Raw genomic sequence first — 21,633 nt, 5'->3', positions numbered from 1 at the left:
TAAACAGAAGAAGCAGGAAGCAAAAAAGAGAACACGAGAAAATAACTATCGTTCGTCTTTTGGTTAGAATCTTTCATTTAGCACCTGAAATAAGTGAGACTCCGGCGGGAACCATGCGTCCGAAGATCCACGTGGTAACGTGTTTTTCTTTACCAAGTTAGCTGAGGCCGTGCCTGCGGAAAGAGCGTATATTTTTACGGTGCGGCGATACTCCTATTGATAACTTGATTATTCGTATTTTGAGTAAAGAAGTTGTGTTTTGTACCAGCCTCTATTTAATTTCTTTTATATTAACTATTTACTTCATTAATTTGCTATAGTTGTGTTGAATATTTTGTAACGAAAATGGACTCGTTTGAAGATGGTAGCCTGCCTAAACATGAAGACGTTGCCTTCGCCTATCCAGAGTGAGTTAGCTGAAAGGCAGCGAGTACTAGGAGGTGTGGACTGAGATCGCTAATCATTCATGAATTCCATCGGTCACAATGGCAGGTGTAGGGCTTGCGACTTTAGTCTTGGGAATCTCAATCAATCACTCACACATAAATCGTGTCGAATGTGGCATAATTTAGGGAAAGTGCTGTTTATTGTTATACAATTGTAAATAGGGCTTTCATCCCTTGCTATTCTCATGTTTTTGCAGTAAACGGCACATTTGGCACTTGAAAAGGTTGTCCTAAATATGTTTGAATGAAAGGACATTCATTAAGAAATGAGGGGTCTAACGAATGAAAAAAATTATCATGCTAGGATTAGCACTAACCTTAGCAATCGTATTGGCAGCATGTGGAGATGACAATGCTGAAGGTGATAAAAAGAAAGATGAGCAAACGCAGGAAGAAGGTAATACATCAAAAGAGGGTCAGGAGCAGCAAGTAAAAGTGACCGATAAAGAGAAGGTAGAAGAAGGAACAGCTGTAGCTTCTGTCAACGGTGATGAAATAAAAGGTGAACGCTACAACCCGATCTATACACAATTAAAAACCCAAATGGCGCAATATGGACAGGATGTGAGCGATCTAGATAAACTAAAGGAACAAACCATAAACGTTTTGGTTGAGCAGCACTTAATTAGACAGGATGCTGCAAGCAAGGGTATTAAGGTTTCAGATAAAGAGGTTCAATCCGAATTTGATTCGTTAAAAGAAGAGAATGGTGACCAGTTAACTGCAGTTCTTGAACAATTTAATCTTACGGAAGATCAATTTAAACGGCAGTTAGAAGATGATTTAATTACTACCAAGTATATTGATTCACAGTTGGAGATCAAAGTAACGGATAAAGAGGTTGAAGAATACTACAATCAGTTGAAAGAGCAAAATGAAGAGATTGGTAAATTAAAGGATTTGAAAGACCAAATCAAAAATCAAATTAAACAACAAAAAACGAATGAACAACTTCAGAAAAAAGTTGATAAATTAAAAAAGGATGCAAAGGTTGAAACATTAATCTAAGCAACGCTTAGTATGAAAGCACCCGATCATTTAGAAGCTGTCTAAATATCGGATGCTTTTTTCTTTTGACGTCGATTTCACTTTATCCCGCATATAACTGGCAGTAAGACTTCACATCAAGGTATTGGTAAATGGGTATAAACTGCCAGTAAATGCCCGATTGGTTCAGAGGCCTTTAGGTCATACCCTTGTGGTACTAACCATCCGTGGGATAAACAAACTCCCCACGGAAGGAAGTTTCACTTTATGTCGATACTATTTCCTATGTTTACAAGCTCGTATGTCTGCTTAGCAGAGGACGTTTTTCTGCAATAAGGGTATCCAATTTTTCTAAGAATTGCTCCATCATTTGATCCGTACCTATTGAAATCCTTAAATATTGTGTAATTTCGTCTTTATTAAAATGTCTAACAAGAATACCTTCTATTTTTAGCTGTTGATAAAGGGATCGTGCTGCATAGCTAGGATGTGTAGCAAACAAAAAGTTTGTTGCTGATGGCAATACCTTAAATCCACGTTTTTTTAACTCTGCCGTCATCCAGTTGCGTGTGTGAATAATAGAATTTGTTGTTTCTTTAAAATAGGTAGTATCTTCAATAGCAGCCTCAGCTCCTGCAAGTGCTAATCGATCAATGGTGTAGGAGTTAAACGAATTCTTGATTCGCTGGAGTGCTTCAATTAGTTCTGGATTGCCAATAGCAAAGCCTACTCTTAAGCCAGCAAGCGAACGAGATTTTGACATCGTTTGTATGACGAGGAGATTTTCATATTGGTCAATGAGTGAAACTGCTGAAGCCGCAGCAAAGTCAATGTATGCTTCATCTATAATGACAACCCGATTAGGATTATTTTCTACAATAGCTTTTATAACGTCAAGTTCTGCTAGAATACTCGTAGGTGCATTAGGGTTTGGTAAAATAACACCACCATCCGAATCAAAAAAATCAACTTGATTTAGTGTGAAGTTCTTGTTTAAGGATACTTCTTGATACGGTATGTGAAAAAGATTGCAATAAACAGGGTAAAAACTATATGAAATTGCTGGGAAACGGATTTTTTTTTCGGGCAGAAAAAATGCCATGAACGAAAAAGCAAGCACTTCATCAGACCCATTTCCTATGAAAACATTCTCTTTATTTAGATGATAGAAGTTGGCAATTTTCTCTCTTAAATTCTCTGCTGTTGGTGTAGGATAATGATTTAACTTGTTCTCTAATGCTCTGTAAATAGCTTCCTTTACTTTTGGTGAGGGAGGATATGGATTCTCATTTGTATTTAATTTTATAATGGTAGGGTCATTTAGCTGTTCACCGGGAACATAGGGCGTGCTCCGTTTAACTGCGTCACTCCAAAATCTATTCATTTCGTACGTCCTTTTCCTGATTATGTCTTTGTTGTAGCTCATTCGTTATATCATGGAAGGAGACATCAAGTAGCTCCATCAATACGAGCGTATGGTAAGTTAAATCAGCTATTTCCCAGGTTACCTCCTGTTTATTCTTATTTTTAGCTCCAATAATGACCTCACTAGCTTCCTCTCCAATTTTTTTTAATACCTTATCAAGCCCTTCTCGAAACAGATAGGCAGTATAGGAACCTACAACAGGAGAATGTTTACGTTTGGTTATTTGCTTCTTAAGCTGTTCAAGAACTTGATAAGGGGGAATAGACTCCTGATACAGCTCATGATGAAAGCAAGTATGCTTGCCTTTGTGGCAGGCTGGACCAAGCGGTCTTACCTGTAATAATAGCGCATCTTGATCACAATCTAAGAAAATCGCATGGACAGCTTGTTTATTTCCAGAAGTTTCCCCCTTGTTCCATAGTGTCTGTCGCTTTCTACTAAAAAACCAAGCTTCCTTTGTTTCGACTGTTTTGGAAAATGCCTCCTTATTCATATAAGCTAATGTTAATATTTTTCCATTCGTTGCATCCTGAACGATTACTGGCAGTAATCCATCGGTACCAAATGTTATAGCGTCCATTTCTATGTTCATATACGCTCACTCCTAATTTCTATACCCTTGTTGTATAAATGCTTCTTTAATTGTGGGATCGGTATATCATTATAATGGAAAACGGATGCTGCTAATGCTGCATCTGCAAGACCAGGTTTTAAAACTTCCAAAAAATCGTTAATACTCCCTGCACCTCCACTTGCTACAATTGGAATACTGACAGAAGAAGCGATTAAATGTATCAGGTTAAGGTCATAGCCTAATTGTTCACCATCTGTATGAATAGCATTGATCACGATCTCTCCTGCACCTAATGCTTCTCCTTGTTTTGCCCATTCTACTGCATCTAGCTTTGCATGTTTTCGTCCTCCGTTCAGATAGACATCCCATTTATACTGTTCCGTCTGTTTTGCATCAATCGATAATACGATACATTGTGATCCAAACTTTAATGCAGACTCCTTAATTAAACTTGGATTTGTGATGGCTGCGCTATTTAGAGAAACTTTGTCAGCACCTGCTCGTAAGACACGATGTATATCCTCGAGAGTTCTAATTCCTCCTCCAACGGTAAAGGGAATAGCAATTTCCGCAGCCACAGACTCAACAACATCAAGAAATATGTCTCTTCCTTCATTAGACGCTGTGATGTCATAAAATACAAGTTCGTCAGCACCAGCTTGATTGTATCGTTTAGCTAATTTTACTGGGTCAGCTACGTCCTGGATGTTTTTAAATTTTTTCCCTTTTACCACGCGCCCTCCAGCTACATCAAGGCAAGGAATAATCCGTTTAGCTAACATTTGTTATTGCCTCCAACCCTTGTTTTAATGTTAAGGATCCGTCGTATAGTGCTTTGCCGATAATTGCACCATGTAGTTTCATTTTGCTTAATGTGGTCACATCCTTCATTGTCGTTACTCCCCCAGAGGCAATAATATTCATTGATGTGGAAGCTTGCATAATTTGGAGTTCTGTAAAATTTGGTCCGCTTAGCATGCCATCTTTAAGAATGTCTGTGTAGATTAGCGTTTGTAAACCTAGTTGCTCCAACTCTTTTGCTAAATCTCTAGCTTTAACCTTGCTTATTTCCGTCCAGCCATTTGTTGCTACAAGTCCATTTCTAGCATCTATCGATACAATGGTTTGGGTAGGGTATTTAGAAATAGCCGCAGCTAAAAACGATTTGTCCTCAATAGCTGCTGTTCCAAGTATCACTTTTTTCATTCCTGCATTAAGGTAGTTCTCCATTGTCGCTAGGCTACGAATTCCACCACCAATCTGTACGGGAATGGAAATGGTATCGGCTATTTTTTTGACAATATCAATATTTTTTGACTGACCTGTTTTAGCTCCGTTAAGATCGACGAGATGTAAGTATTCAGCTCCTTGCGTTTCCCACTGTGAAGCCATATGTACAGGGTTATTACTGTATACTATTTCATTATTATAATTGCCTTGTGTAAGGCGGACACATCTACTGTCTTTAATATCAATTGCCGGAAATAAAATCATGAAATCATCTCCCCAAAATTTGCTAGAAGCTGAAGTCCAACGTTACCGCTTTTTTCTGGATGAAACTGCATGCCAATAATATGATCCTGCTGGACGATTGCTGGGATGGTACCACCATAAGCAGTGCTGGCAACCAGAGAATTATATGCATATTCTTTTACTGCATAGGAGTGGACATAATATACAAAAGCATTATTTGGAATGTTTTGGCATATGGAACTACTTCGCTGCATATGCAGTGTATTCCAACCAATGTGAGGAACTTTAACCGTGTAATTAATTCTACTAACTTTTCCTTTCAATAATCCGAAACCTTCCCATTCTCCATCTTCTTCACTTGTTTCATAGAATAATTGCATACCTAAACAAATACCTAATAAGGGTTTCCCTTTTGTAGTTTCATCTTTTATGGTATTGATTAAGTCTTTTTGCTTTAAGGTAGTCATGGCATCTTGGAAAGCGCCCACCCCTGGAAGTATCATGGCAGTGCTGTTGAGAATCTGTTTTTTTTCAGTGGTGACACAACATTCCAGGCCTTTTCTGTTTAATGCAAACTGAAGGCTTTTCATATTCCCAGCACCATAATCAATGATAGCAATCATCTTATACGTCCTTTCAATAGTACCGATTTTTTGTATACAATTGGATGGTATCATTCCTCTTTTAAAGACTTCCTTTTGTAGAGGGGATACCTATGATACGTTCGCTTTTTTGGCTTGCTTGATCGAGTGCTCGGCCAAAGCCTTTAAATATGGATTCAATCATGTGATGTGAATTTGTACCATAAACGTTATGAATGTGTAAGGTGACTTTGGCATTGCTGGTAAAAGCCTGAAAGAATTCTTCTACTAGCTCTGTATCGAAATCTCCAACTTTATCTTTTAGCCCCTCTACCTTATATACAAGATACGAACGTCCACTAATATCTAGAGATACAGTAGACAGCGCTTCGTCCATCGGTGTAGTTATACTACTGTAGCGCGTAATTCCTTGTTTGTCTCCGAGTGCTTGGTAAAAGGCCTTGCCAAAAGCAATACCAATATCTTCAATAGAATGATGCTGATCAACTTCTAAATCACCCTTACAGCTTACATTTAAATCAAGTAGTCCATGTCTAGACAATAAGGTGAGCATATGATCAAAAAATCCAACTCCTGTTTGAATCGAACTATAACCAGCTCCATCTATATTCAAGGTAAGAGAAATATCTGTTTCTGAAGTTGTTCGGTTAATTGTATGATTTCGCATTGCGGCCATCCTTTCGTAGGTTAATTGATTCTGCATGCGCTGTTAACTTTTCTGTCATTGCTAACTCAATTATTTCATCAGCTGTTTCTAGCAAGGCTGTTTTATCATAATGGATAATGCTTGATTTTTTTACGAAATCATAAACACCTAAAGGTGAAGAGAAAGCAGCAGTACCATTTGTAGGTAACGTATGATTCGGTCCTGCTAGATAGTCTCCTAATGCCTCTGGTGAATAATTGCCTATAAAGATGGCACCGGCATTATTAACGTATCTCAGATTTTCCATCGGTTCCTTTATCATAAGCTGTACATGTTCGGGTGCTAGATCATTCACAATTGTAAATGCTTCATTCAAGTGCTTAACAAGAATAATGCGTCCATTTTGTTTTAGGGCTTGCTTGATAATGTGCTTTCTAGATAATAATTCTGTTTGTTTTTCGACTTCTAGTTGGATGGCAGCTGCAAGTGTACGATCCGCCGTGATGCATATCGGCTTTGCCGCCTCATCATGCTCTGCCTGTGATAATAGATCAGCAGCAATGTAAGGTGCTGGTGCTGATTCGTCGGCAACAATACAAATTTCGCTGGGACCAGCTATCATATCTATGGCTACATCCCCATAGACGCATTTTTTTGCACTAGCAACAAATGCATTACCAGGGCCAGTAATTTTTTGGACTTTTGGTACCGTTTCTGTTCCATAAGCGAAAGCAGCTATCGCTTGTACTCCACCAATCTTATAGATGCTATCTACGCCTGCTTCTTTTGCAGCAACAAGAATATGTGGGTTAACCTTTCCATTGGCCTGTGGAGGGGTAGCTATATGTATCGACTCTACTCCAGCAATCTTGGCAGGAATAACATTCATTAATACAGTTGAAGGATATGCTGCCTTTCCACCAGGCACATAGATTCCAACCTTTTCAAGTGGTGTAATCTTTTGCCCTAATAAAATACCGGAATGACTATTTGTAAACCACGATTGTTGCATTTGTTTTGCATGAAATTGTTGGATGTTGTTTTTTGCTTTTGTAAGTGCACGAAGGAAAGCTGGACTAACCTGTTTATATGCGTCTTTAAACTCCTCTTTAGTAACCTGAAATTTAGGTAATAGTACATCATCCAATTCTTTTGTTAACTGTCTAATTGCTGCATCTCCAGATTGTTTAATCTGATTAATAATATCTAAAACCGTTTGATCAGTATTGTTATCTAATGTTCTCCTTTTTGCGATTTGGTTCTTCTCCGTCCAATATTGCGCACCTGTTATTTGTTTCACGTGTTACTCCTCCAAGCCCAATCGTAATTTTTCAATAAATGGTTGTATACTTGTGCTTTTAATAGCAAAGCTTGCTTTATTAATAATGAGCCGCGTACTAATTGGTTCTACTTCCTCTAAAACTACTAGACCATTTTCTTTTAATGTGTTACCGGTCTCCACGATATCAACGATTGCATCTGCTAATCCGATAAGGGGAGCTAGCTCAACGGAGCCATTCAACTTTACAATATGAATGGCTTTGCCTTTTTTAGAAAAGTAATTGTGAGTAATGGTTGGATACTTCGTTGCAATGGTAATTGGTTTCTCTTTATTTAAATTCTCTCCGGGTTTACCAGCTATGGCAAAAGTACATTGCCCAATTCGTAAATCGAGTATGTCATATACATCTGCCTCGGATTCAAGTACATTGTCCTTTCCTACTATACCGACATCTGCTGCGCCTCTTTCCACATAAGTCGGGACATCTACAGCTTTTACAAATAGTAACCTGATGGTTTTATCTGAATTGTAAAAAACTAATTTTCGACTTGATGATGTAAAGTTATTGAAAATAATTCCAATCTTTTTCATCAGATGTATGGTCTGGTTAGCTGTTCTACCCTTGGCTACCGCTAATGTGAAAGCTTCCAACTAAACCTCCCCCTCTTGCATAACTAATAACTCCTGTACTTCAGTTATGTCATGGAATTGATATGAATTCCCTTTATTTATGAGCGTACAAGAATCCTTCTGATAGTGGATGGTGCATGCTGAAGTAGTCAGGCTGTTTTCTTGATCAGGAAAGCTAAGTACGACATAGCCGCATTTCCGTAAATGTAACGTATCAGTTAGTGCTTTCTTTTGCATAGAGGGATGATAATAAACAATGATGTCTGATATGGTTGTTGGTGTTGCTAATAACTCATGCCGTTGTAAAGCCCTTTCTAATAACTGCAAGTCATATGCAAACCCTATTGCTGGTATAGATGCTCCAAATTGTTTTCCTAATTGATCATATCTACCACCCATGACTACCGGTTCCCCGATAAACTCAATAAACCCTTGAAAGATGATATCTGAGTAATAATCCATATCGTTAATTAAACCAAGGTTAAATATTATATAATCAGTAAGCTGATAGGCTTTTAGAATGTCATAAACATCTATGAGGTGCTGTAATTCCGCTTGCATATTTTCCTGTAATCCGTATTTCTGAATAGCATTGATTACATCACCTGGCAGACCATAAAGAAAAGGAATGTTCCTAATCAATTCTTTCAGCGGATCATCAATCTCAAGCGAATTTAGGTAGGGCTCTAATTCAGCTATATTTTTAGATTGAATAAAGTTTTGTAGATGGATTAATTCTTGCTTAGACAACCCAGCGAGCGATATTAATGCTTTGAACAATCCTGCATGACCTATTTCCATTTTAAAATCAATAAAACCCATATCTTGCAGTGTATGAATTGCCAATGCAATTACTTCTGCATCAGTAGTAGCTGATTTTTTTCCAAAGTGTTCAATTCCTGCTTGTGTTCGTTCGTTTACTTGATTTGCTTGATCATGGTAACGAAATATGTCCATGATATAAAAGTAACGATCATTTTGAGTGGTGGGATGATTGACCATAACCTGTGTAATAGGAATAGTGACGTCTGGTCGTAATACAAGTACCTTTCCTTTAGGAACCATAACTTTAACCATGTCATCTGTATTTACAATTCCATTAATGGAAGCATACATATCATAATACTCAAATGCTGGAATCTTAATTTGACGATACCCATAGGTTTTAAAACGGTGTTTTAATTTGTTTATTAATACTTCTTGCTGCTGAAAATCGTCTATAACGTTGCTATAGGAGCTATTTATTAAAAAAGGCTGCATTGTAAGTTTACTCCTTTTCACTTTATTACTTTATCGCTTTATTTAATTAAAGTTATATAGTATTCTAATAATTATAAAAGGAATTGTCAACCAAAGGGAGGGATATTTTTATGTTCGATTATCATATACATAGTAATTTTTCAGCAGATTGTGATACGCCAATGGAGGAGACAATAGAAGCCGCCTTGAAGAAGGGACTAAAGGAAGTTTGCTTCACTGAGCATATTGATGAGGATTATCCAGATCCTACGATTCATTTTGAGTTAGATTTACCTGCCTATGAAAAAAAAATCAAAGAAATGCAGTGTTTATATAAGGAGCGTATCAACATAAAAAAGGGTTTAGAAATAGGGGTACAGCCCCATTTGTTAGACAATTGCAAGCAAATGATACAGGAGGAAACATTTGATTTTATCATCTGTTCTATGCATACCACTTCTGGAATGGATTTACATTCTGGAGCTTTCTTTCAAGGTAAAACAGTGGATGAGGCATATCAAGCGTATTATCAAGAATTACTAGATTGCATTACTCATTTTAAAGACTTTCAAGTTTTAGGACATATTGATTTGATAAAAAGATATACACAGACAAGAAAAAATGAACATAGCTTTCTGAATCTGATTGAGGAGATATTTCAAGAAATCATACCAGCAGGGAAGGGAATAGAAATAAATACCTCTGGGTTCCGTTATGGTCTTAATAGTGCCATGCCTAGTAAAGATATCCTTAAGTTATACAAGGAGTGTGGTGGAGAAATCATTACAATTGGTTCTGATTCCCATCAAGCGTCTACTGTAGGTTATGGACTAGCAGAGGCGATAGAATTATTGCGATCACTAGGTTTTTCGTATATTACAACTTTTAAGGGAAAACAGCCAGTTTTCCATCATATATAATTGCTTCAACAAATGTCACTATTTCTAAAAGGAAAATACCGATGAGACATGCTATAATGAAGGGCAATAGGGGAAACCTTCTGTATCATTACCAATCCAGATCAACCGGTGATATGGTAATGGTTTAGATCACTGCCAGATAAATGAGGGAGTATTTTTGAAGAAAAAACATCTAATGAGTATTGCGTCCATATGTATAGTGATCCTAGGATTGATAGCCCTTGTATATATGCCCAATAAAACAAAGTCAGATTTTGACAAAATACGACCAACGTTGTTTGTACATGGTTATAAGGGAACTGTGAATTCATTTGGCCATATGCTAAAACGATTTGAGAGTGATTATAACTGGGGTAACAAAGCACTTGTCTATTTTGTGAAAAATAACGGAGCAATTGAAAAATATAACCTTAGTAAAGGTAAAAAAGAGCCTGTATTTGTTCAGGTTATTTTTGAAAATAACCGAGCAAGTTTTGAAGAGACAGCAGGTTGGCTAGCTGCTGTCTTAGCAGATATGAAAGCTGTTTATTCTATTGAAAATGTCAATCTTGTTGGACATTCGATGGGAGGAATCGTCTCCTTGGAGTATATGAAGCAATACCAAGGGGTGAAGTTTCCTACTGTTCGTAAATTTATAGCGATCGGTAGCCCGTTTGATGGGATCTATAGTGAAGAATATTTCCAACTAAATCGTGATCCTGCTGCTACTGATTTGCATCCCGATTCTCCTGCTTTACAATTTTTGAGAGAGCGATCATTTCCAGAATATACACAAGTATTAAGTATTGGAAGTACGGATGATGCAATTGCTGTGCCAGAAAGTATTAAGTCGTTACGAACGATTATACCAAAGGATCAATTAGAAGAGGTTATTATTGACGATCTGCATTTAAGTCACAGTGGGTTACACGAGAGTAAGCTAGTGGACCAATACATTTATGAGTTTTTGTGGCAAGATCAGATTGAATAGCTTACAATGTAGAAGAGTATCATCAAGTATTTTGGAATAACTATTAAAGGAATGATACGTGTGGGATTGAGTCATCATATATACAATAAATTAATAGAAATTACATCCGAGAGTAATGTGATGGTGGACGAAGAATTAAAGAATCATACGTATACCCGTCTTGGCGGGAAGGCTGATTTTTTAGTAACACCTGAAACATATCATGAAGTACAGGAAATTGTAAGGTTGGCGAACGAAGAAAAGATTGCATTTACATTACTGGGGAATGGTTCTAATTTGATCGTAAAAGATGGGGGAATACGCGGAATTGTTATGAATCTTCATCGATTAACGGATATTTCCACTAACGGCTCTACAATTGTTGCTCAAAGTGGTGCGCGAATTATTGATGTTTCCCGAGAAGCACTAACTAAAACGTTATCCGGGTTGGAATTTGCCTGTGGTATACCAGGGTCAGTAGGTGGTGCATTGTATATGAACGCTGGAGCCTACGGTGGCGAAATAAAAGATGTGTTAGTAAGCACCAAGGTAGTAGATAAGGATGGAAATCTCCAAGTATTAACAGCATCTGATCTGGATCTAGCATACCGTACAAGTAACATTCCAGAAAAGGGATATATTGTTCTTGAAGCAACTTTTTCGTTGGAAAAAGGTAAATATGCAGAAATAAAAGCTATAATGGATGATTTGACGTATAAAAGAGAATCGAAGCAACCATTAGAGTATCCTTCATGTGGAAGTGTATTTAAACGACCACCAGGTTATTTTGCTGGAAAATTGATTCAAGACAGTGAATTGCAAGGAAAGCAAATTGGCGGAGCACAGGTTTCTTTAAAGCATGCTGGCTTTATTGTTAATAAGGATCATGCAACAGCTACAGAATATATTAATCTCATTCGCTATGTTCAAGATACAGTAAATGAAAAGTTTGGAGTGCGATTAGAGAGAGAAGTTAAGATAATTGGTGAAGATCCAGTTCGCTAGGTTATGGCAATCGTATATCTGACAAAAGAGGATGAGACAAAAGAATGAAGAAACAATAAAAAACGAACGATAATTAGTTGAAAATTAATTATCGTTCGTTTTTTGGTTGGGATTATTCATTTAGCACCTGAAATAAGCGAGACTCCGGCGAGAACAATACGCGTCCGAAGATCCACTTGGTAACGTGTTTTTCTTTACCAAGTTAGCTGAGGCCGTGCCCGCAGAAAGCGAGTATAGTTCCACGGTGCGGCGATGATACTCCTATTGATAACATGATTATTCGTATTTTGAGTAAAGAAAATGGTTAGAGATTTCAATGCTATTGCTAATTCATCTCCGTTGAGGAAGATATTATGTTTTTCATTAGCTTCTAAAACGATGCAGGAAGCTTTGCAATCGTTCGTTTGTAGAATGCTCAATAACCTCGCTAGCTGTTCCCTGCTCAGCAATGACACCTTCATCAAGGAATAATACTTTGTCAGCTACGTCAAGAGCAAAATCCATTTCATGTGTAACGAGAATCATTGCCATTTCTCCCTCTTTGGCAATGTCACGAATAACTTCTAGTACTTCACCAACTAATTCTGGGTCAAGTGCAGATGTTACTTCATCAAATAGCATAACCTTTGGTCGCATCACAAGCGCTCTTGCCATAGCAACACGCTGTTTTTGTCCTCCAGAAAGTTGGCTAGGATAATTGTCCAATTTGTCACCAAGTCCAACTTTTTCAAGCATCTCAATAGAGCGCTGCTTGGCTGTAGATTTATCTTCATTTTTGACGTGGATCGGTGCCGTCATACAGTTTTCCAAAATGGTCATATGTGGGAATAAATTAAAATGTTGGAATACCATACCTATATCTCCCCGGACATTACGCAAATGCTTTTCATTTGCGTCGACCATACTCCCCTTTTTCTCCATCTTCCAAAGGTTTTTACCATCAACAATAATATCTCCTGAAGTTGGTTGCTCTAATGTCATTAGCATTCGTATAATGGTTGTTTTACCAGAACCACTTGGGCCTATGATTGCAACTTTTTCTGCAGGCTTAATATCTAGATCAATTCCTTTTAATACTTTGACATCTCCAAATGATTTATGAACATCATTAAAGGTAACAATCGGCTCTATCATTATGCTGTCGCTCCTTTACTACTATTTAATGCTTCTTTCTTATCAAAGCGGCGATTCATTTTCTTTTCCAGCTTATTAATGAGTAAAGCGGAAGGGTAACTCATTACTAAGAATAGGATAGCTACAATGGTTAATGGCTCAAGATAAGTCCAGTATTGAGCACCATAGCTATTTGCCATGTGGAGAATACCCGCCACACCAATGGTGGATGCTAGTGGAACTTCTTTAAACATAATAATTAAATAGTTACCTAACATTGGAATGGTCGGAGGAATAGCCTGTGGTAATATAATTTTAGTCCATTTTTGTCTAGTGGAAAAGTTTAACGCCCTTGCAGCCTCCCATTGTCCTTTATCCACACCATCAATGCCCGATCGGTATACTTCGCCAATATACGTGCTAAAGTGGATGCCGAGTCCAAGGATTGCACTTGTGAATGGGTCTAATGTCATTCCTACCACAGGTACCATCGGCCATGCATAAAAGATAAAGAATAGCTGAACGAGAGGTGGTGTAGAACGAATAAATTCCATAATCCAAGTTATGACCCAATGAAGCGGCTTGAAAGGAATTCTTCTAAGGAAGGTCCAGAAAAATCCAAATATCAAAGCAAATAAATAACAGGCTATTGTAAGACCTAATGTTATTCCAAGCCCCTGTACAATAACTAAAAACGCGTCAGCAAATACATCCCAGCTCCAAATATTCATTGACTAGCCACCCCTTTCTTCGAGATGTCTTCCATTTTACGAGTCAAGAAAATTAATGGAAGTGCAAGAATAAAGTAGAAGACTAATACTAATAAATAGACTGTCGGTGCTTGTGAAAGATTGGAGCTTCGTAATATATCTCCGTAGTATAAAATATCATGCATACCAATTAAGGATACAAGTGATGTAGCCTTGAGCATTTGAATTAAATAATTCCCAAATTCGGGAAGCATCATTCGTACCGCTTGCGGGAAAATAACCAGGCGCATACGTTGGAAACGTGACATATTTAACGCAGTGGCAGCCTCAGTCTGTCCTTTTGCTACAGCGAGTATAGATCCTCGTACAATTTCTGACATATAAGCCCCATAGTTTAAAGCGATTGCGATGACGCCAACCCACCAATTACTTCCAAGTTCAATTCCAAAAAGCATAGGAACTGCATAGTATAACCAGAATAATTGAACAATTAGAGAGGTTCCACGGAATATTTCTACATAGAATCCGGTGAATTTTCGAAGGATAACATTTTTGGAAAGGCGACAAAGCCCTGCAATAAACGCAAATAAATAACCAAAAAATGCAGAGGCAATTAGTACAGAGATGGTAATGGTTAGCCCCTGCGCTAACATGGGAAAAATATCTATAATTGCTTTAATAGTGATCACTCCTTATTTTTCAGTTAGATGTATGGTTTCTCAAAAAAATTATAGGGTCTGACTCCCCCTAAGGTAAGGGAAGTCGGACCCTATGGAGTCATTGGTTTACTATAGTGTACGTGTTATTTTAATTCTTATAGTTCACCGTTACAGATTTTTTCTGTAGTAATTCCGGGCTCTACCATGTTATTTGCTTCGCTAAATCCATTCTTTTCAAGAAGTTCAGCTACTGTACCATCTTCTTTTAACTCAGCTAGCTTTTCATTATAGGCATCGCGTAGATCTGTATTATCCAAATGGAATGCTGCTGCTCCATAGCTTGGAACACCTTCCACATCTGGTTGTTCAAATCCTTCAACAAATTCCAGCTTATCAGAGTTAGAGGACTCTAGTGCCATTTTAATAGTCATTTCTGTACCAGTAGTTGCATCAGCTCTTCCTGACTCTACTGCAGAAAAGGTTGCAGGGATATCATCTGCAGATTGAATTTGGTCTTCGCTTACACCTTCTGTTTTAAGGAATTCATTTTCGGTTGCTCCTGCCATCACGGAAACTTTTACATCTGGATTATCTGCAATGTCTGTATAGCTCTTTAAATTTAACGGGTTTCCTTTTTGAACAATTAATCCTTCCCCATATTTCATTTCCGGCTCACCAAAAGCTGCATTCTTACAGCGATCAGAGTTAATTGCCATGCCGGCAGTGATAACATCGAACTGACCAGCCTTTAAGCCTGGGATTAGCTGTCCAAAATCAGCAAGCTTGGCATCCATTTCATTTACGCCAAGTTCTTTAAAGACAGCAGCAGCAATATCCACAGCAGCACCTTTTAACTCCCCATTATCATCTTGGTAAGCGTACGGCTCTTCATTAGCAAAGCCTATTGTGACAGTGCCAGCTTCTTTTAATTCTTCTAGTTTACCACCGCTACCTTCAGACTCTCCGTTTCCGCCTTCCTTGCTCTCATTATTGTCAGATGAACCACACGCTGCAAGTGCAATTAGCAAGAAACCTAAAACAAACATAAGTAAAAATTTCTTCATGTAAATAATTTCCTCCCTTTTTATTTGTAAAAGTGAATAAGTAAGTAGCCAGATGACTTTATTCATAGGTGAAAATCACTGGAATAATCTTGAAAAATAGATTAAAAGAATTAGAGGAACTCAAGTTGAAGCACTTATATTAAAATGTTACAGGTTCTAGTTAAGTGACTCAAACGCAGTAAATTTAGATAATTTGGAATTTATTATGATTTAACTGAATGAATTAAGAATAAAGCATGTATACATAAATATACTATCTTATCATCTGCTAAGCTTCCGTATTATCTAAATTTGCAAATAAATCCCAGCTAATGATAAACCGAATAGACATCATTCTATTAAAAAAGTACCATAGGATTAGCGAATAGTATTTAATCATTGGATGATCTACTTTATCCCACATATAACTGGCAGTAAGATCTCCACTTTAAGCAATAAAGTGAAACCAATGTGGATAAGTTGGGGTAACTGCCAGTAAATGTTCGATTGGTTCGCACGCAGGCCTTTAGGTCATCCCCTTGTGGTACTAACCATCCGTGGGGTCTAAACAAAAACTCCCACTGATTGAAGTTTCACTTTATTAAGGATATTATTCAAAGGGGAGGCGAAAATATGCATATCGTTGTTTTAGGTGCTGGTGCGTTGGGAGGTTATTTTGGATTACGTTTTCAAGAGGCAGGAGCTAAGGTAACTTTTCTTGTGCGAGAACAGAGGGCGATACAACTGAAAGAACAAGGTGCAGTGATTCATAGTATACATGGGGATTATGAAACCCATGATGCAACGATTGTTACAGATCCACAGCAGATAGAAGGTCCAGAAGTAGTTTTGATAAGTGTGAAGGGCTATCACTTACAAGGTGCTATGAAGCAATTACGTGTCCTAGTAAATAAAGGAGCGTATATTCTTCCAGTATTAAATGGAATAGAGCATCTGGCTAAATTACAAAATGAACTTGGAAAAGCATCCATACTTGGGGGACTTTCATTTATCATTGCAACATTAAATGACAAGGGGCATGTGGAGCATTCAAGCGATTTCCACGAGCTCATATATGGAGCACTTGAGCCTGAACAAGAGGCAATTTGTTCTAAATTGGATAAGCTTAGTAATTCTGCTAACATGACTGGGAAGAACAGTAATAACATATTGCTTGAGCTATGGAAGAAATATATGTTTATAAATGCTTTTTCAGGTGTTACAGCTGCAGTAGATTTACCTATTGGTATGATTAGGCAACATAATGAGACCTTTCATATTATGCTACACTTGTTAAGTGAAATGAAGACCTTAGCTAATATCTATGACGTTCCAATTACTGAACAAGATGTTAAAGAAGCTTGGGATAAATTAAATAACTTACATGATCAGGCTACATCTTCGATGCATCAGGATCGTAGAAAAGGACTGACACTAGAATTGGATCACCTCCATGGTGGAGCACTTCGGTTGGCAGGAGCTAAAGGCATTGACCTTCCCTATACAAGGGCTGTTTATGGTATGCTACAACCATTTGAAAATCTAACATAAAAGTGGAGGAATCAAATTGTCTACATTGACTATTGTAATCATCGCTTGCGTTATCGTAGTCGCGATTGTTTTAGTTCTATCATTGGTAACCATTTCAAAAGGGTATGCGTATAAGCATAAGGTTGATCCGTTACCAAATGAGAGAGAGCAAGCAAGAAACAGAGAAGCAAAAGGGAGAGTAATAATAAAATGAAGTATGCAACCATCGGCACAAGTTGGATTACAGACGCGTTTATTGAAGCAGCTGATCAATCGAAATCTGCTCAGCTAGCTTCTGTTTATTCGAGGACTGCTTCAGCAGCCAAAGCCTTTGCTCATAAGCATGGGATTGAATGTAGCTATTCATCTATGGAGGAAATGTTAAATTCAGATGCAGACTTTGTTTATGTTGCATCCCCAAATCGTATGCATCCAGAACATATAAAGCTGTGTATAAAAAAGAGGAAGCATGTATTTTGTGAAAAACCAATGGTATATACGGTTAAGCAGTTAGAAGAACTGCAACGATTAGCTAAGGAACATGATGTGTTTATATTTGAAGGATTTCGCCACTTATTTTCCCCCAACTATGATATTTTAAAGAATAAACTCTCACACGTAGGTAAAATACGCAGTGCAATGCTGCAATATGTTAAGTATTCATCACGTTATGATGTTTTTAAAGAAGGTACGATTCCTAATGTGTTTGCAAAAGAGTTTGCAGGTGGGGCTTTGATGGATTTAGGTGTATATCCTTTAAGTATGGCTGTTGATTTATTTGGGCAGCCGAATGATGCCGCTTATTTTCCAGTTTTATTAGCTAATGGAATCGATGGAAGTGGTACGATCGTGCTAACATATGAAGATTTTAATGTAACCATTTTATGCTCTAAGATTGCAGATGCCACTATCCCCTCTGAAATTCATGGGGAAGAGGGAACATTAACAATGAATCAAATTGCACCTATTGAAAAACTACAGTTTTACAATAGAACGAATTCAGAAACAAACGAGCTTGCTGTAGAGCAAATGACTGCTGACATGATATATGAAATCCAAGCATTTATTAAGATGGTTAGTGATAATAACACGGCATTATATGAGAAGTGTTTAGAAAGAAGTCGCTATATTGCCGAAATAACAGAAAAACTAAGGAGAGATTTCGGCATTCACTTTCCTGGTGAATAAAACACATTGTGTCCCGTATTAACTGGCAGTAAGCCCCCCACATTTCAAGCAATAAAGCGAAACCAATATGAATAAGTGGGTGATCAACTGCCAGTAAATGTTCAATTGGTTCAAAGACTATTAGGTCATACCCATTGCTAACAATCAGTGAGAGATAACAAAACTCCCACTGATTGTAGCCCATGCTGTTCTTTTGTCTCAGTTTCGTTATTTTTGAAAGTAAAAAAAGCAGTTGACTACTTATTTGAGTTGGCTGTAACTATTCCATTTATTTCGTTTGTGGCAACGATTTGTTCTTGTTCCTAATCAACCTTTGGTCGAACTCCTTGTTGAAGCTGATTTATACTTAAACCAAAAGTCATTTGCAAGTGTGGATAGTCTTTGAAATTATTCCAGTCACCACCCCATTCAAATCCCAATTCTTTAGCGATTGCTGCTACTTCATACCAATCCGATTGATTGTTACCATTCCCATCGTATTGAATATCCCATATTATTTTTCCTGTATCATTTTCAAGAGCAAAATCAATGGCTAGTCCATAATTGTGATAGGATTCACCACCCTTTGCATAGGTAACAATATTCCCTTTGCGTGTTCGCCCCTGTTCATATAGTCGATTCTGTTCCTTAAAGGAGCGTACTTCCTCCGTAATGACGACATCAATATTTTTTTTCGCAGCTCTTTCAATCAGCCTGTTTTTATTCGCTTCTACTGTTGGATGTAAGTTAGATGGTAAAGGATCACCTTTATCTGATTCAGAATATTTTCCATTGTTATGATGATAGACTTGAAATAATATAACTAGGCATAGAATGATAATTATCCAAGGAAGTAATATTTGTTGTAATTTTTTCATGCTGACTGTACTCCTCATGTTTTAATGCACACAAATCTTAATCGCTATGAACGAAGGACACCAGATTTTAATTTTAGATTATGAATATTTTTTTATCCATTTTTTACGTTATAATGAGTAAAAACCAGAAAGGTGGATTTCATGATTACCGCTCTTGTTTCTATTATTGGCTATCTAGCAGGCTGTCTACATGGTTCGCAGCTTGTAAGCATGTATAAAAAGGTAGATATAAAGAATGCCGGTGTGAAAAATGCTGGAGCCTCTAACACAACCATTTTACTTGGCTGGAAGTATGGTGTTTTAGTTGCACTTATTGATATTTTTAAAGCTACATTTGCCATAGTGCTTGTATTATACATTTTAAATGAAAATGGCATTACTGGTAAAGAACAGACGTTGCTCATATATATATCGGCTTTATTTATTATTCTAGGTCATAATTACCCACTAACAATGAAATTTAGTGGTGGTAAGGGAACGGCATCGTTAGTTGGAATCCTACTCGCCATTGATTGGAAAATAGCTATTATAGGCATTGGAATTTTGCTCATATTTACAATTGCAACAGATTATTTAGTGGTTGGTGTATTATGTATGTATGTTTCCTTTTTAATTACAACATATGTATTTTTTGGTCCAGAACCAACATCTATCGTCGTTTTTTTATCTGTTTTAAGTATAGCGAAACATTTGGATAATTACCGACGTATAATTAATAAGGAAGAAACAAGACTATCAAGTATGTTTTCAAAAAAGTAAATGACGTTGGAGGATGATGGGATGCTAGATATAATTATTTGGATTTTAATTAGTGCATTATTTTTTCTAAGTTTTGTAGGAGTGATATTTCCTATCATTCCTTCTGTACTTGTACTATGGGGTGGGTTTCTTTTATACCAGTTTGTCATAGACCCAAATGAATTAACCATGTCCTTTTGGATAGGAATGGCCTTGATCACCATTGTACTGATCGCTGCAGACATCATTGCAAATAGTTACTTTGTAAAAAAATATGGAGGAAGTAAATGGGGAGAGCGTGGGGCAGCCATAGCAGTTATCGTTGGTTCATTTATTATTCCGCCATTTGGTGTTTTAATCGTTCCATTTCTAACCGTGTTTATTATTGAATCGCTTCAACAAAGGACTACGCAAGAAGCCTTCCGTGCTTCGTTTGGTTCACTTATGGGATTCCTTGGCGGGGCTTTTGCTAAAGTAGTTATACAATTTGTAATGATTATTTGGTTCTTCGTTGTTATTTTATTTTAGAGAGGTAGATGTATGTGAAGAAAGCATTAATTAACATTGATTACACGAATGATTTTGTTGCCAATGATGGAAAACTAACGTGTGGTGAGCCAGGTCAAGCGATAGAATCAAAAGTCGTATCACTTACCAATGAATTTATTGAAGCAGGGGATTATGTTGTATTCGCTATCGATGCGCATGAAGCTGCAGACAGTAATCACCCGGAATTTTCCTTATTTCCTACCCATAATATCATAGGGACCTCTGGAAGAGAGCTTTATGGTAGGTTGGCAGAGGTATATCAAAAAAATAAGGAAAAGCACAATGTTTATTTTATTGATAAGACAAGGTATAGTGCCTTTGCTGGCACAGATCTAGAGATAAAGTTACGTGAACGAGCTATTGATGAACTCCATATTATTGGGGTATGTACAGATATATGCGTATTACATACAGCTGTTGATGCTTATAATAAAGGATTTAAGATGGTTATTCATCAGGATGCAGTAGCTAGCTTTAATTCAACAGGCCATGAGTGGGCTTTAGGGCATTTTGAACACACGTTGGGAAGTACGATCATATAAGAACGGAAATAACTTAATAGACAGAGGGGAAAGAGAGAGTTGTGAGATCCCAGAGCCCCATATATAAAAGCAAAATATACGAGCAAGAGGTCCTCCTATTAACACATGTAGTTTAGTAGCTATAGAACCAGTGTTTAGGGGGGAATATTGATTAAAGATAATATCTGTTTCTAGCTTAGCAGGTTATGAACAAAAACTTGCTGGGTATAGCTGATGCCAATTAACATTCCAAACAATAAACTACTCTAGCTTTGAAAATATCCATAGACTCCTTAAAAAGAAGAATGATTTTTTGCTTGAAAGTTAAGAAAGTATAAAATCAGTGCAATGACTGCGTTAAGCCAATTAGTTATTTTGAAATTTTGATGTATATTGGCAATGCTCCGACTAATTACTTCGCTTTCGGCGGGCACGGCCTCAACTAACTTTGCAAAGAAGAACACGTTGCAAAGTGGATTTTTGGGCTCGCGCTAATCCCGCAGGAGTCTACGTAATTAGTCTCCGCTATGAGAAGGTGCAACAATT

General features: G+C 37.4%; 24 protein-coding genes. 10 read left to right on the top strand and 14 right to left on the bottom strand.

What is annotated here, in order from left to right; genetic code table 11:
* Nucleotides 1-728: 728 nt before the first annotated feature.
* Nucleotides 729-1,454, top strand: coding sequence for a SurA N-terminal domain-containing protein (locus JUJ52_RS18935; RefSeq protein WP_026683100.1), 726 nt, complete (start codon nucleotides 729-731; stop codon nucleotides 1,452-1,454).
* Nucleotides 1,455-1,722: 268 nt separating this feature from the next.
* Here JUJ52_RS18935 and hisC read toward each other — a convergent pair whose 3' ends face one another.
* The 9 genes from hisC to hisZ all read right to left on the bottom strand — a co-directional run bounded on the left by hisC (nucleotide 1,723) and on the right by hisZ (nucleotide 9,326).
* Nucleotides 1,723-2,817, bottom strand: a complete 1,095-nt coding sequence (hisC, locus tag JUJ52_RS18930; protein ID WP_026683101.1) for a histidinol-phosphate transaminase — start codon at nucleotides 2,815-2,817, stop codon at nucleotides 1,723-1,725.
* Complete coding sequence (hisIE, locus tag JUJ52_RS18925; RefSeq protein WP_026683102.1) at nucleotides 2,810-3,451, bottom strand: bifunctional phosphoribosyl-AMP cyclohydrolase/phosphoribosyl-ATP diphosphatase HisIE; 642 nt, start codon at nucleotides 3,449-3,451, stop codon at nucleotides 2,810-2,812. Before hisIE ends, hisC begins: the two co-directional genes overlap by 8 nt.
* Nucleotides 3,448-4,215, bottom strand: a complete 768-nt coding sequence (gene hisF / locus JUJ52_RS18920) for an imidazole glycerol phosphate synthase subunit HisF (protein WP_026683103.1) — start codon at nucleotides 4,213-4,215, stop codon at nucleotides 3,448-3,450. The genes hisIE and hisF overlap by 4 nt, the downstream gene beginning before the upstream one ends.
* Nucleotides 4,205-4,927: a 1-(5-phosphoribosyl)-5-[(5-phosphoribosylamino)methylideneamino]imidazole-4-carboxamide isomerase gene (gene hisA / locus JUJ52_RS18915; RefSeq protein WP_026683104.1), complete on the bottom strand. Its 723-nt coding sequence runs from the start codon at nucleotides 4,925-4,927 to the stop codon at nucleotides 4,205-4,207. The genes hisF and hisA overlap by 11 nt, the downstream gene beginning before the upstream one ends.
* The gene (gene hisH, locus JUJ52_RS18910; protein WP_026683105.1) at nucleotides 4,924-5,529 is read right to left on the bottom strand and encodes an imidazole glycerol phosphate synthase subunit HisH; all 606 of its coding nucleotides are present in this window, start codon (nucleotides 5,527-5,529) and stop codon (nucleotides 4,924-4,926) included. The genes hisA and hisH overlap by 4 nt, the downstream gene beginning before the upstream one ends.
* Before the next feature lie 61 nt (nucleotides 5,530-5,590).
* Nucleotides 5,591-6,175, bottom strand: coding sequence for an imidazoleglycerol-phosphate dehydratase HisB (hisB, locus tag JUJ52_RS18905; protein ID WP_121604497.1), 585 nt, complete (start codon nucleotides 6,173-6,175; stop codon nucleotides 5,591-5,593).
* Nucleotides 6,156-7,454, bottom strand: coding sequence for a histidinol dehydrogenase (hisD, locus tag JUJ52_RS18900; RefSeq protein ID WP_226983615.1), 1,299 nt, complete (start codon nucleotides 7,452-7,454; stop codon nucleotides 6,156-6,158). Before hisD ends, hisB begins: the two co-directional genes overlap by 20 nt.
* Nucleotides 7,455-7,457: 3 nt before the next feature.
* The gene (gene hisG / locus JUJ52_RS18895) at nucleotides 7,458-8,087 is read right to left on the bottom strand and encodes an ATP phosphoribosyltransferase (protein ID WP_026683108.1); all 630 of its coding nucleotides are present in this window, start codon (nucleotides 8,085-8,087) and stop codon (nucleotides 7,458-7,460) included.
* Nucleotides 8,088-9,326, bottom strand: coding sequence for an ATP phosphoribosyltransferase regulatory subunit (gene hisZ, locus JUJ52_RS18890; RefSeq protein WP_051388472.1), 1,239 nt, complete (start codon nucleotides 9,324-9,326; stop codon nucleotides 8,088-8,090).
* 110 nt (nucleotides 9,327-9,436) lie between these two features.
* Between hisZ and JUJ52_RS18885 the strand changes: the two genes are divergently transcribed.
* From JUJ52_RS18885 to murB, 3 genes are all read left to right on the top strand, one after another.
* The gene (locus JUJ52_RS18885; RefSeq protein WP_026683110.1) at nucleotides 9,437-10,225 is read left to right on the top strand and encodes a histidinol-phosphatase HisJ family protein; all 789 of its coding nucleotides are present in this window, start codon (nucleotides 9,437-9,439) and stop codon (nucleotides 10,223-10,225) included.
* A 157-nt stretch (nucleotides 10,226-10,382) separates the two neighbouring features.
* On the top strand, nucleotides 10,383-11,195 hold the full coding sequence (locus JUJ52_RS18880) for an alpha/beta fold hydrolase (protein ID WP_205389538.1): 813 nt from the start codon (nucleotides 10,383-10,385) through the stop codon (nucleotides 11,193-11,195).
* A 60-nt stretch (nucleotides 11,196-11,255) separates the two neighbouring features.
* Nucleotides 11,256-12,179: a UDP-N-acetylmuramate dehydrogenase gene (murB, locus tag JUJ52_RS18875; protein WP_026683112.1), complete on the top strand. Its 924-nt coding sequence runs from the start codon at nucleotides 11,256-11,258 to the stop codon at nucleotides 12,177-12,179.
* Between the two features lie 363 nt (nucleotides 12,180-12,542).
* Here murB and ehuA read toward each other — a convergent pair whose 3' ends face one another.
* The 4 genes from ehuA to ehuB form a co-directional block, all read right to left on the bottom strand.
* Nucleotides 12,543-13,313 (bottom strand): ectoine/hydroxyectoine ABC transporter ATP-binding protein EhuA, encoded by a 771-nt coding sequence (ehuA, locus tag JUJ52_RS18870; protein ID WP_026683113.1) that lies wholly within the window; start codon nucleotides 13,311-13,313, stop codon nucleotides 12,543-12,545.
* Complete coding sequence (gene ehuD, locus JUJ52_RS18865) at nucleotides 13,313-14,023, bottom strand: ectoine/hydroxyectoine ABC transporter permease subunit EhuD (protein ID WP_026683114.1); 711 nt, start codon at nucleotides 14,021-14,023, stop codon at nucleotides 13,313-13,315. Before ehuD ends, ehuA begins: the two co-directional genes overlap by 1 nt.
* Nucleotides 14,020-14,655: an amino acid ABC transporter permease gene (locus JUJ52_RS18860; protein WP_026683115.1), complete on the bottom strand. Its 636-nt coding sequence runs from the start codon at nucleotides 14,653-14,655 to the stop codon at nucleotides 14,020-14,022. Before JUJ52_RS18860 ends, ehuD begins: the two co-directional genes overlap by 4 nt.
* Nucleotides 14,656-14,816: 161 nt before the next feature.
* Nucleotides 14,817-15,725 (bottom strand): ectoine/hydroxyectoine ABC transporter substrate-binding protein EhuB, encoded by a 909-nt coding sequence (gene ehuB / locus JUJ52_RS18855; protein ID WP_121604500.1) that lies wholly within the window; start codon nucleotides 15,723-15,725, stop codon nucleotides 14,817-14,819.
* A gap of 612 nt (nucleotides 15,726-16,337) precedes the next feature.
* Between ehuB and JUJ52_RS18850 the strand changes: the two genes are divergently transcribed.
* The 3 genes from JUJ52_RS18850 to JUJ52_RS18840 are packed head-to-tail and all read left to right on the top strand — an operon-like array spanning nucleotide 16,338 to nucleotide 18,422.
* The gene (locus JUJ52_RS18850; protein WP_205389539.1) at nucleotides 16,338-17,255 is read left to right on the top strand and encodes a ketopantoate reductase family protein; all 918 of its coding nucleotides are present in this window, start codon (nucleotides 16,338-16,340) and stop codon (nucleotides 17,253-17,255) included.
* Between the two features lie 16 nt (nucleotides 17,256-17,271).
* Nucleotides 17,272-17,448 carry a YtzI protein gene (gene ytzI, locus JUJ52_RS18845; RefSeq protein WP_205389540.1) on the top strand — a complete coding sequence of 59 codons (177 nt, stop codon included), beginning with the start codon at nucleotides 17,272-17,274 and terminating at the stop codon, nucleotides 17,446-17,448.
* Nucleotides 17,445-18,422, top strand: coding sequence for a Gfo/Idh/MocA family protein (locus JUJ52_RS18840; protein ID WP_205389541.1), 978 nt, complete (start codon nucleotides 17,445-17,447; stop codon nucleotides 18,420-18,422). Before ytzI ends, JUJ52_RS18840 begins: the two co-directional genes overlap by 4 nt.
* A gap of 302 nt (nucleotides 18,423-18,724) precedes the next feature.
* Here JUJ52_RS18840 and JUJ52_RS18835 read toward each other — a convergent pair whose 3' ends face one another.
* Entirely contained in the window at nucleotides 18,725-19,279 is a 555-nt protein-coding gene (locus JUJ52_RS18835; RefSeq protein ID WP_026683119.1) for a M15 family metallopeptidase, read from the bottom strand.
* Between the two features lie 141 nt (nucleotides 19,280-19,420).
* On the opposite strand from JUJ52_RS18835, the gene JUJ52_RS18830 reads away from it, so the two are divergent.
* The 3 genes from JUJ52_RS18830 to JUJ52_RS18820 are packed head-to-tail and all read left to right on the top strand — an operon-like array spanning nucleotide 19,421 to nucleotide 21,108.
* Complete coding sequence (locus tag JUJ52_RS18830; protein ID WP_026683120.1) at nucleotides 19,421-20,038, top strand: glycerol-3-phosphate acyltransferase; 618 nt, start codon at nucleotides 19,421-19,423, stop codon at nucleotides 20,036-20,038.
* A 21-nt stretch (nucleotides 20,039-20,059) separates the two neighbouring features.
* The gene (locus tag JUJ52_RS18825) at nucleotides 20,060-20,545 is read left to right on the top strand and encodes a DUF456 domain-containing protein (RefSeq protein WP_026683121.1); all 486 of its coding nucleotides are present in this window, start codon (nucleotides 20,060-20,062) and stop codon (nucleotides 20,543-20,545) included.
* A gap of 8 nt (nucleotides 20,546-20,553) precedes the next feature.
* Nucleotides 20,554-21,108, top strand: a complete 555-nt coding sequence (locus tag JUJ52_RS18820; protein WP_200862601.1) for a cysteine hydrolase family protein — start codon at nucleotides 20,554-20,556, stop codon at nucleotides 21,106-21,108.
* Nucleotides 21,109-21,633: the final 525 nt, after the last annotated feature.

Origin of the sequence: Virgibacillus sp. AGTR (assembly GCF_016919725.2) — a bacterium.
GTDB lineage: Bacteria > Bacillota > Bacilli > Bacillales > Amphibacillaceae > Virgibacillus > Virgibacillus salarius.
The sequence above is the reverse complement of the archived record's forward strand: the minus strand, read 5'-3'. Positions and strand labels throughout refer to the sequence as shown.

What these genes read in the sequence shown, in the direction of transcription:
- JUJ52_RS18850 (WP_205389539.1), top strand. Translation starts at nt 16,338, where the DNA reads ATGCATATCGTTGTTTTAGGTGCTGGTGCGTTGGGAGGTTATTTTGGA.
- JUJ52_RS18935 (WP_026683100.1), top strand. Translation starts at nt 729, where the DNA reads ATGAAAAAAATTATCATGCTAGGATTAGCACTAACCTTAGCAATCGTA.
- JUJ52_RS18820 (WP_200862601.1), top strand. Translation starts at nt 20,554, where the DNA reads ATGTATGTGAAGAAAGCATTAATTAACATTGATTACACGAATGATTTT.
- JUJ52_RS18840 (WP_205389541.1), top strand. Translation starts at nt 17,445, where the DNA reads ATGAAGTATGCAACCATCGGCACAAGTTGGATTACAGACGCGTTTATT.
- hisF (WP_026683103.1), bottom strand. Translation starts at nt 4,215, where the DNA reads ATGTTAGCTAAACGGATTATTCCTTGCCTTGATGTAGCTGGAGGGCGC.
- JUJ52_RS18885 (WP_026683110.1), top strand. Translation starts at nt 9,437, where the DNA reads ATGTTCGATTATCATATACATAGTAATTTTTCAGCAGATTGTGATACG.
- ehuB (WP_121604500.1), bottom strand. Translation starts at nt 15,725, where the DNA reads ATGAAGAAATTTTTACTTATGTTTGTTTTAGGTTTCTTGCTAATTGCA.
- hisB (WP_121604497.1), bottom strand. Translation starts at nt 6,175, where the DNA reads ATGCGAAATCATACAATTAACCGAACAACTTCAGAAACAGATATTTCT.
- ehuA (WP_026683113.1), bottom strand. Translation starts at nt 13,313, where the DNA reads ATGATAGAGCCGATTGTTACCTTTAATGATGTTCATAAATCATTTGGA.
- JUJ52_RS18830 (WP_026683120.1), top strand. Translation starts at nt 19,421, where the DNA reads ATGATTACCGCTCTTGTTTCTATTATTGGCTATCTAGCAGGCTGTCTA.
- hisA (WP_026683104.1), bottom strand. Translation starts at nt 4,927, where the DNA reads ATGATTTTATTTCCGGCAATTGATATTAAAGACAGTAGATGTGTCCGC.
- JUJ52_RS18860 (WP_026683115.1), bottom strand. Translation starts at nt 14,655, where the DNA reads ATGTTAGCGCAGGGGCTAACCATTACCATCTCTGTACTAATTGCCTCT.
- hisH (WP_026683105.1), bottom strand. Translation starts at nt 5,529, where the DNA reads ATGATTGCTATCATTGATTATGGTGCTGGGAATATGAAAAGCCTTCAG.
- hisZ (WP_051388472.1), bottom strand. Translation starts at nt 9,326, where the DNA reads ATGCAGCCTTTTTTAATAAATAGCTCCTATAGCAACGTTATAGACGAT.
- hisC (WP_026683101.1), bottom strand. Translation starts at nt 2,817, where the DNA reads ATGAATAGATTTTGGAGTGACGCAGTTAAACGGAGCACGCCCTATGTT.
- hisIE (WP_026683102.1), bottom strand. Translation starts at nt 3,451, where the DNA reads ATGAACATAGAAATGGACGCTATAACATTTGGTACCGATGGATTACTG.
- JUJ52_RS18825 (WP_026683121.1), top strand. Translation starts at nt 20,060, where the DNA reads ATGCTAGATATAATTATTTGGATTTTAATTAGTGCATTATTTTTTCTA.
- ehuD (WP_026683114.1), bottom strand. Translation starts at nt 14,023, where the DNA reads ATGAATATTTGGAGCTGGGATGTATTTGCTGACGCGTTTTTAGTTATT.
- JUJ52_RS18835 (WP_026683119.1), bottom strand. Translation starts at nt 19,279, where the DNA reads ATGAAAAAATTACAACAAATATTACTTCCTTGGATAATTATCATTCTA.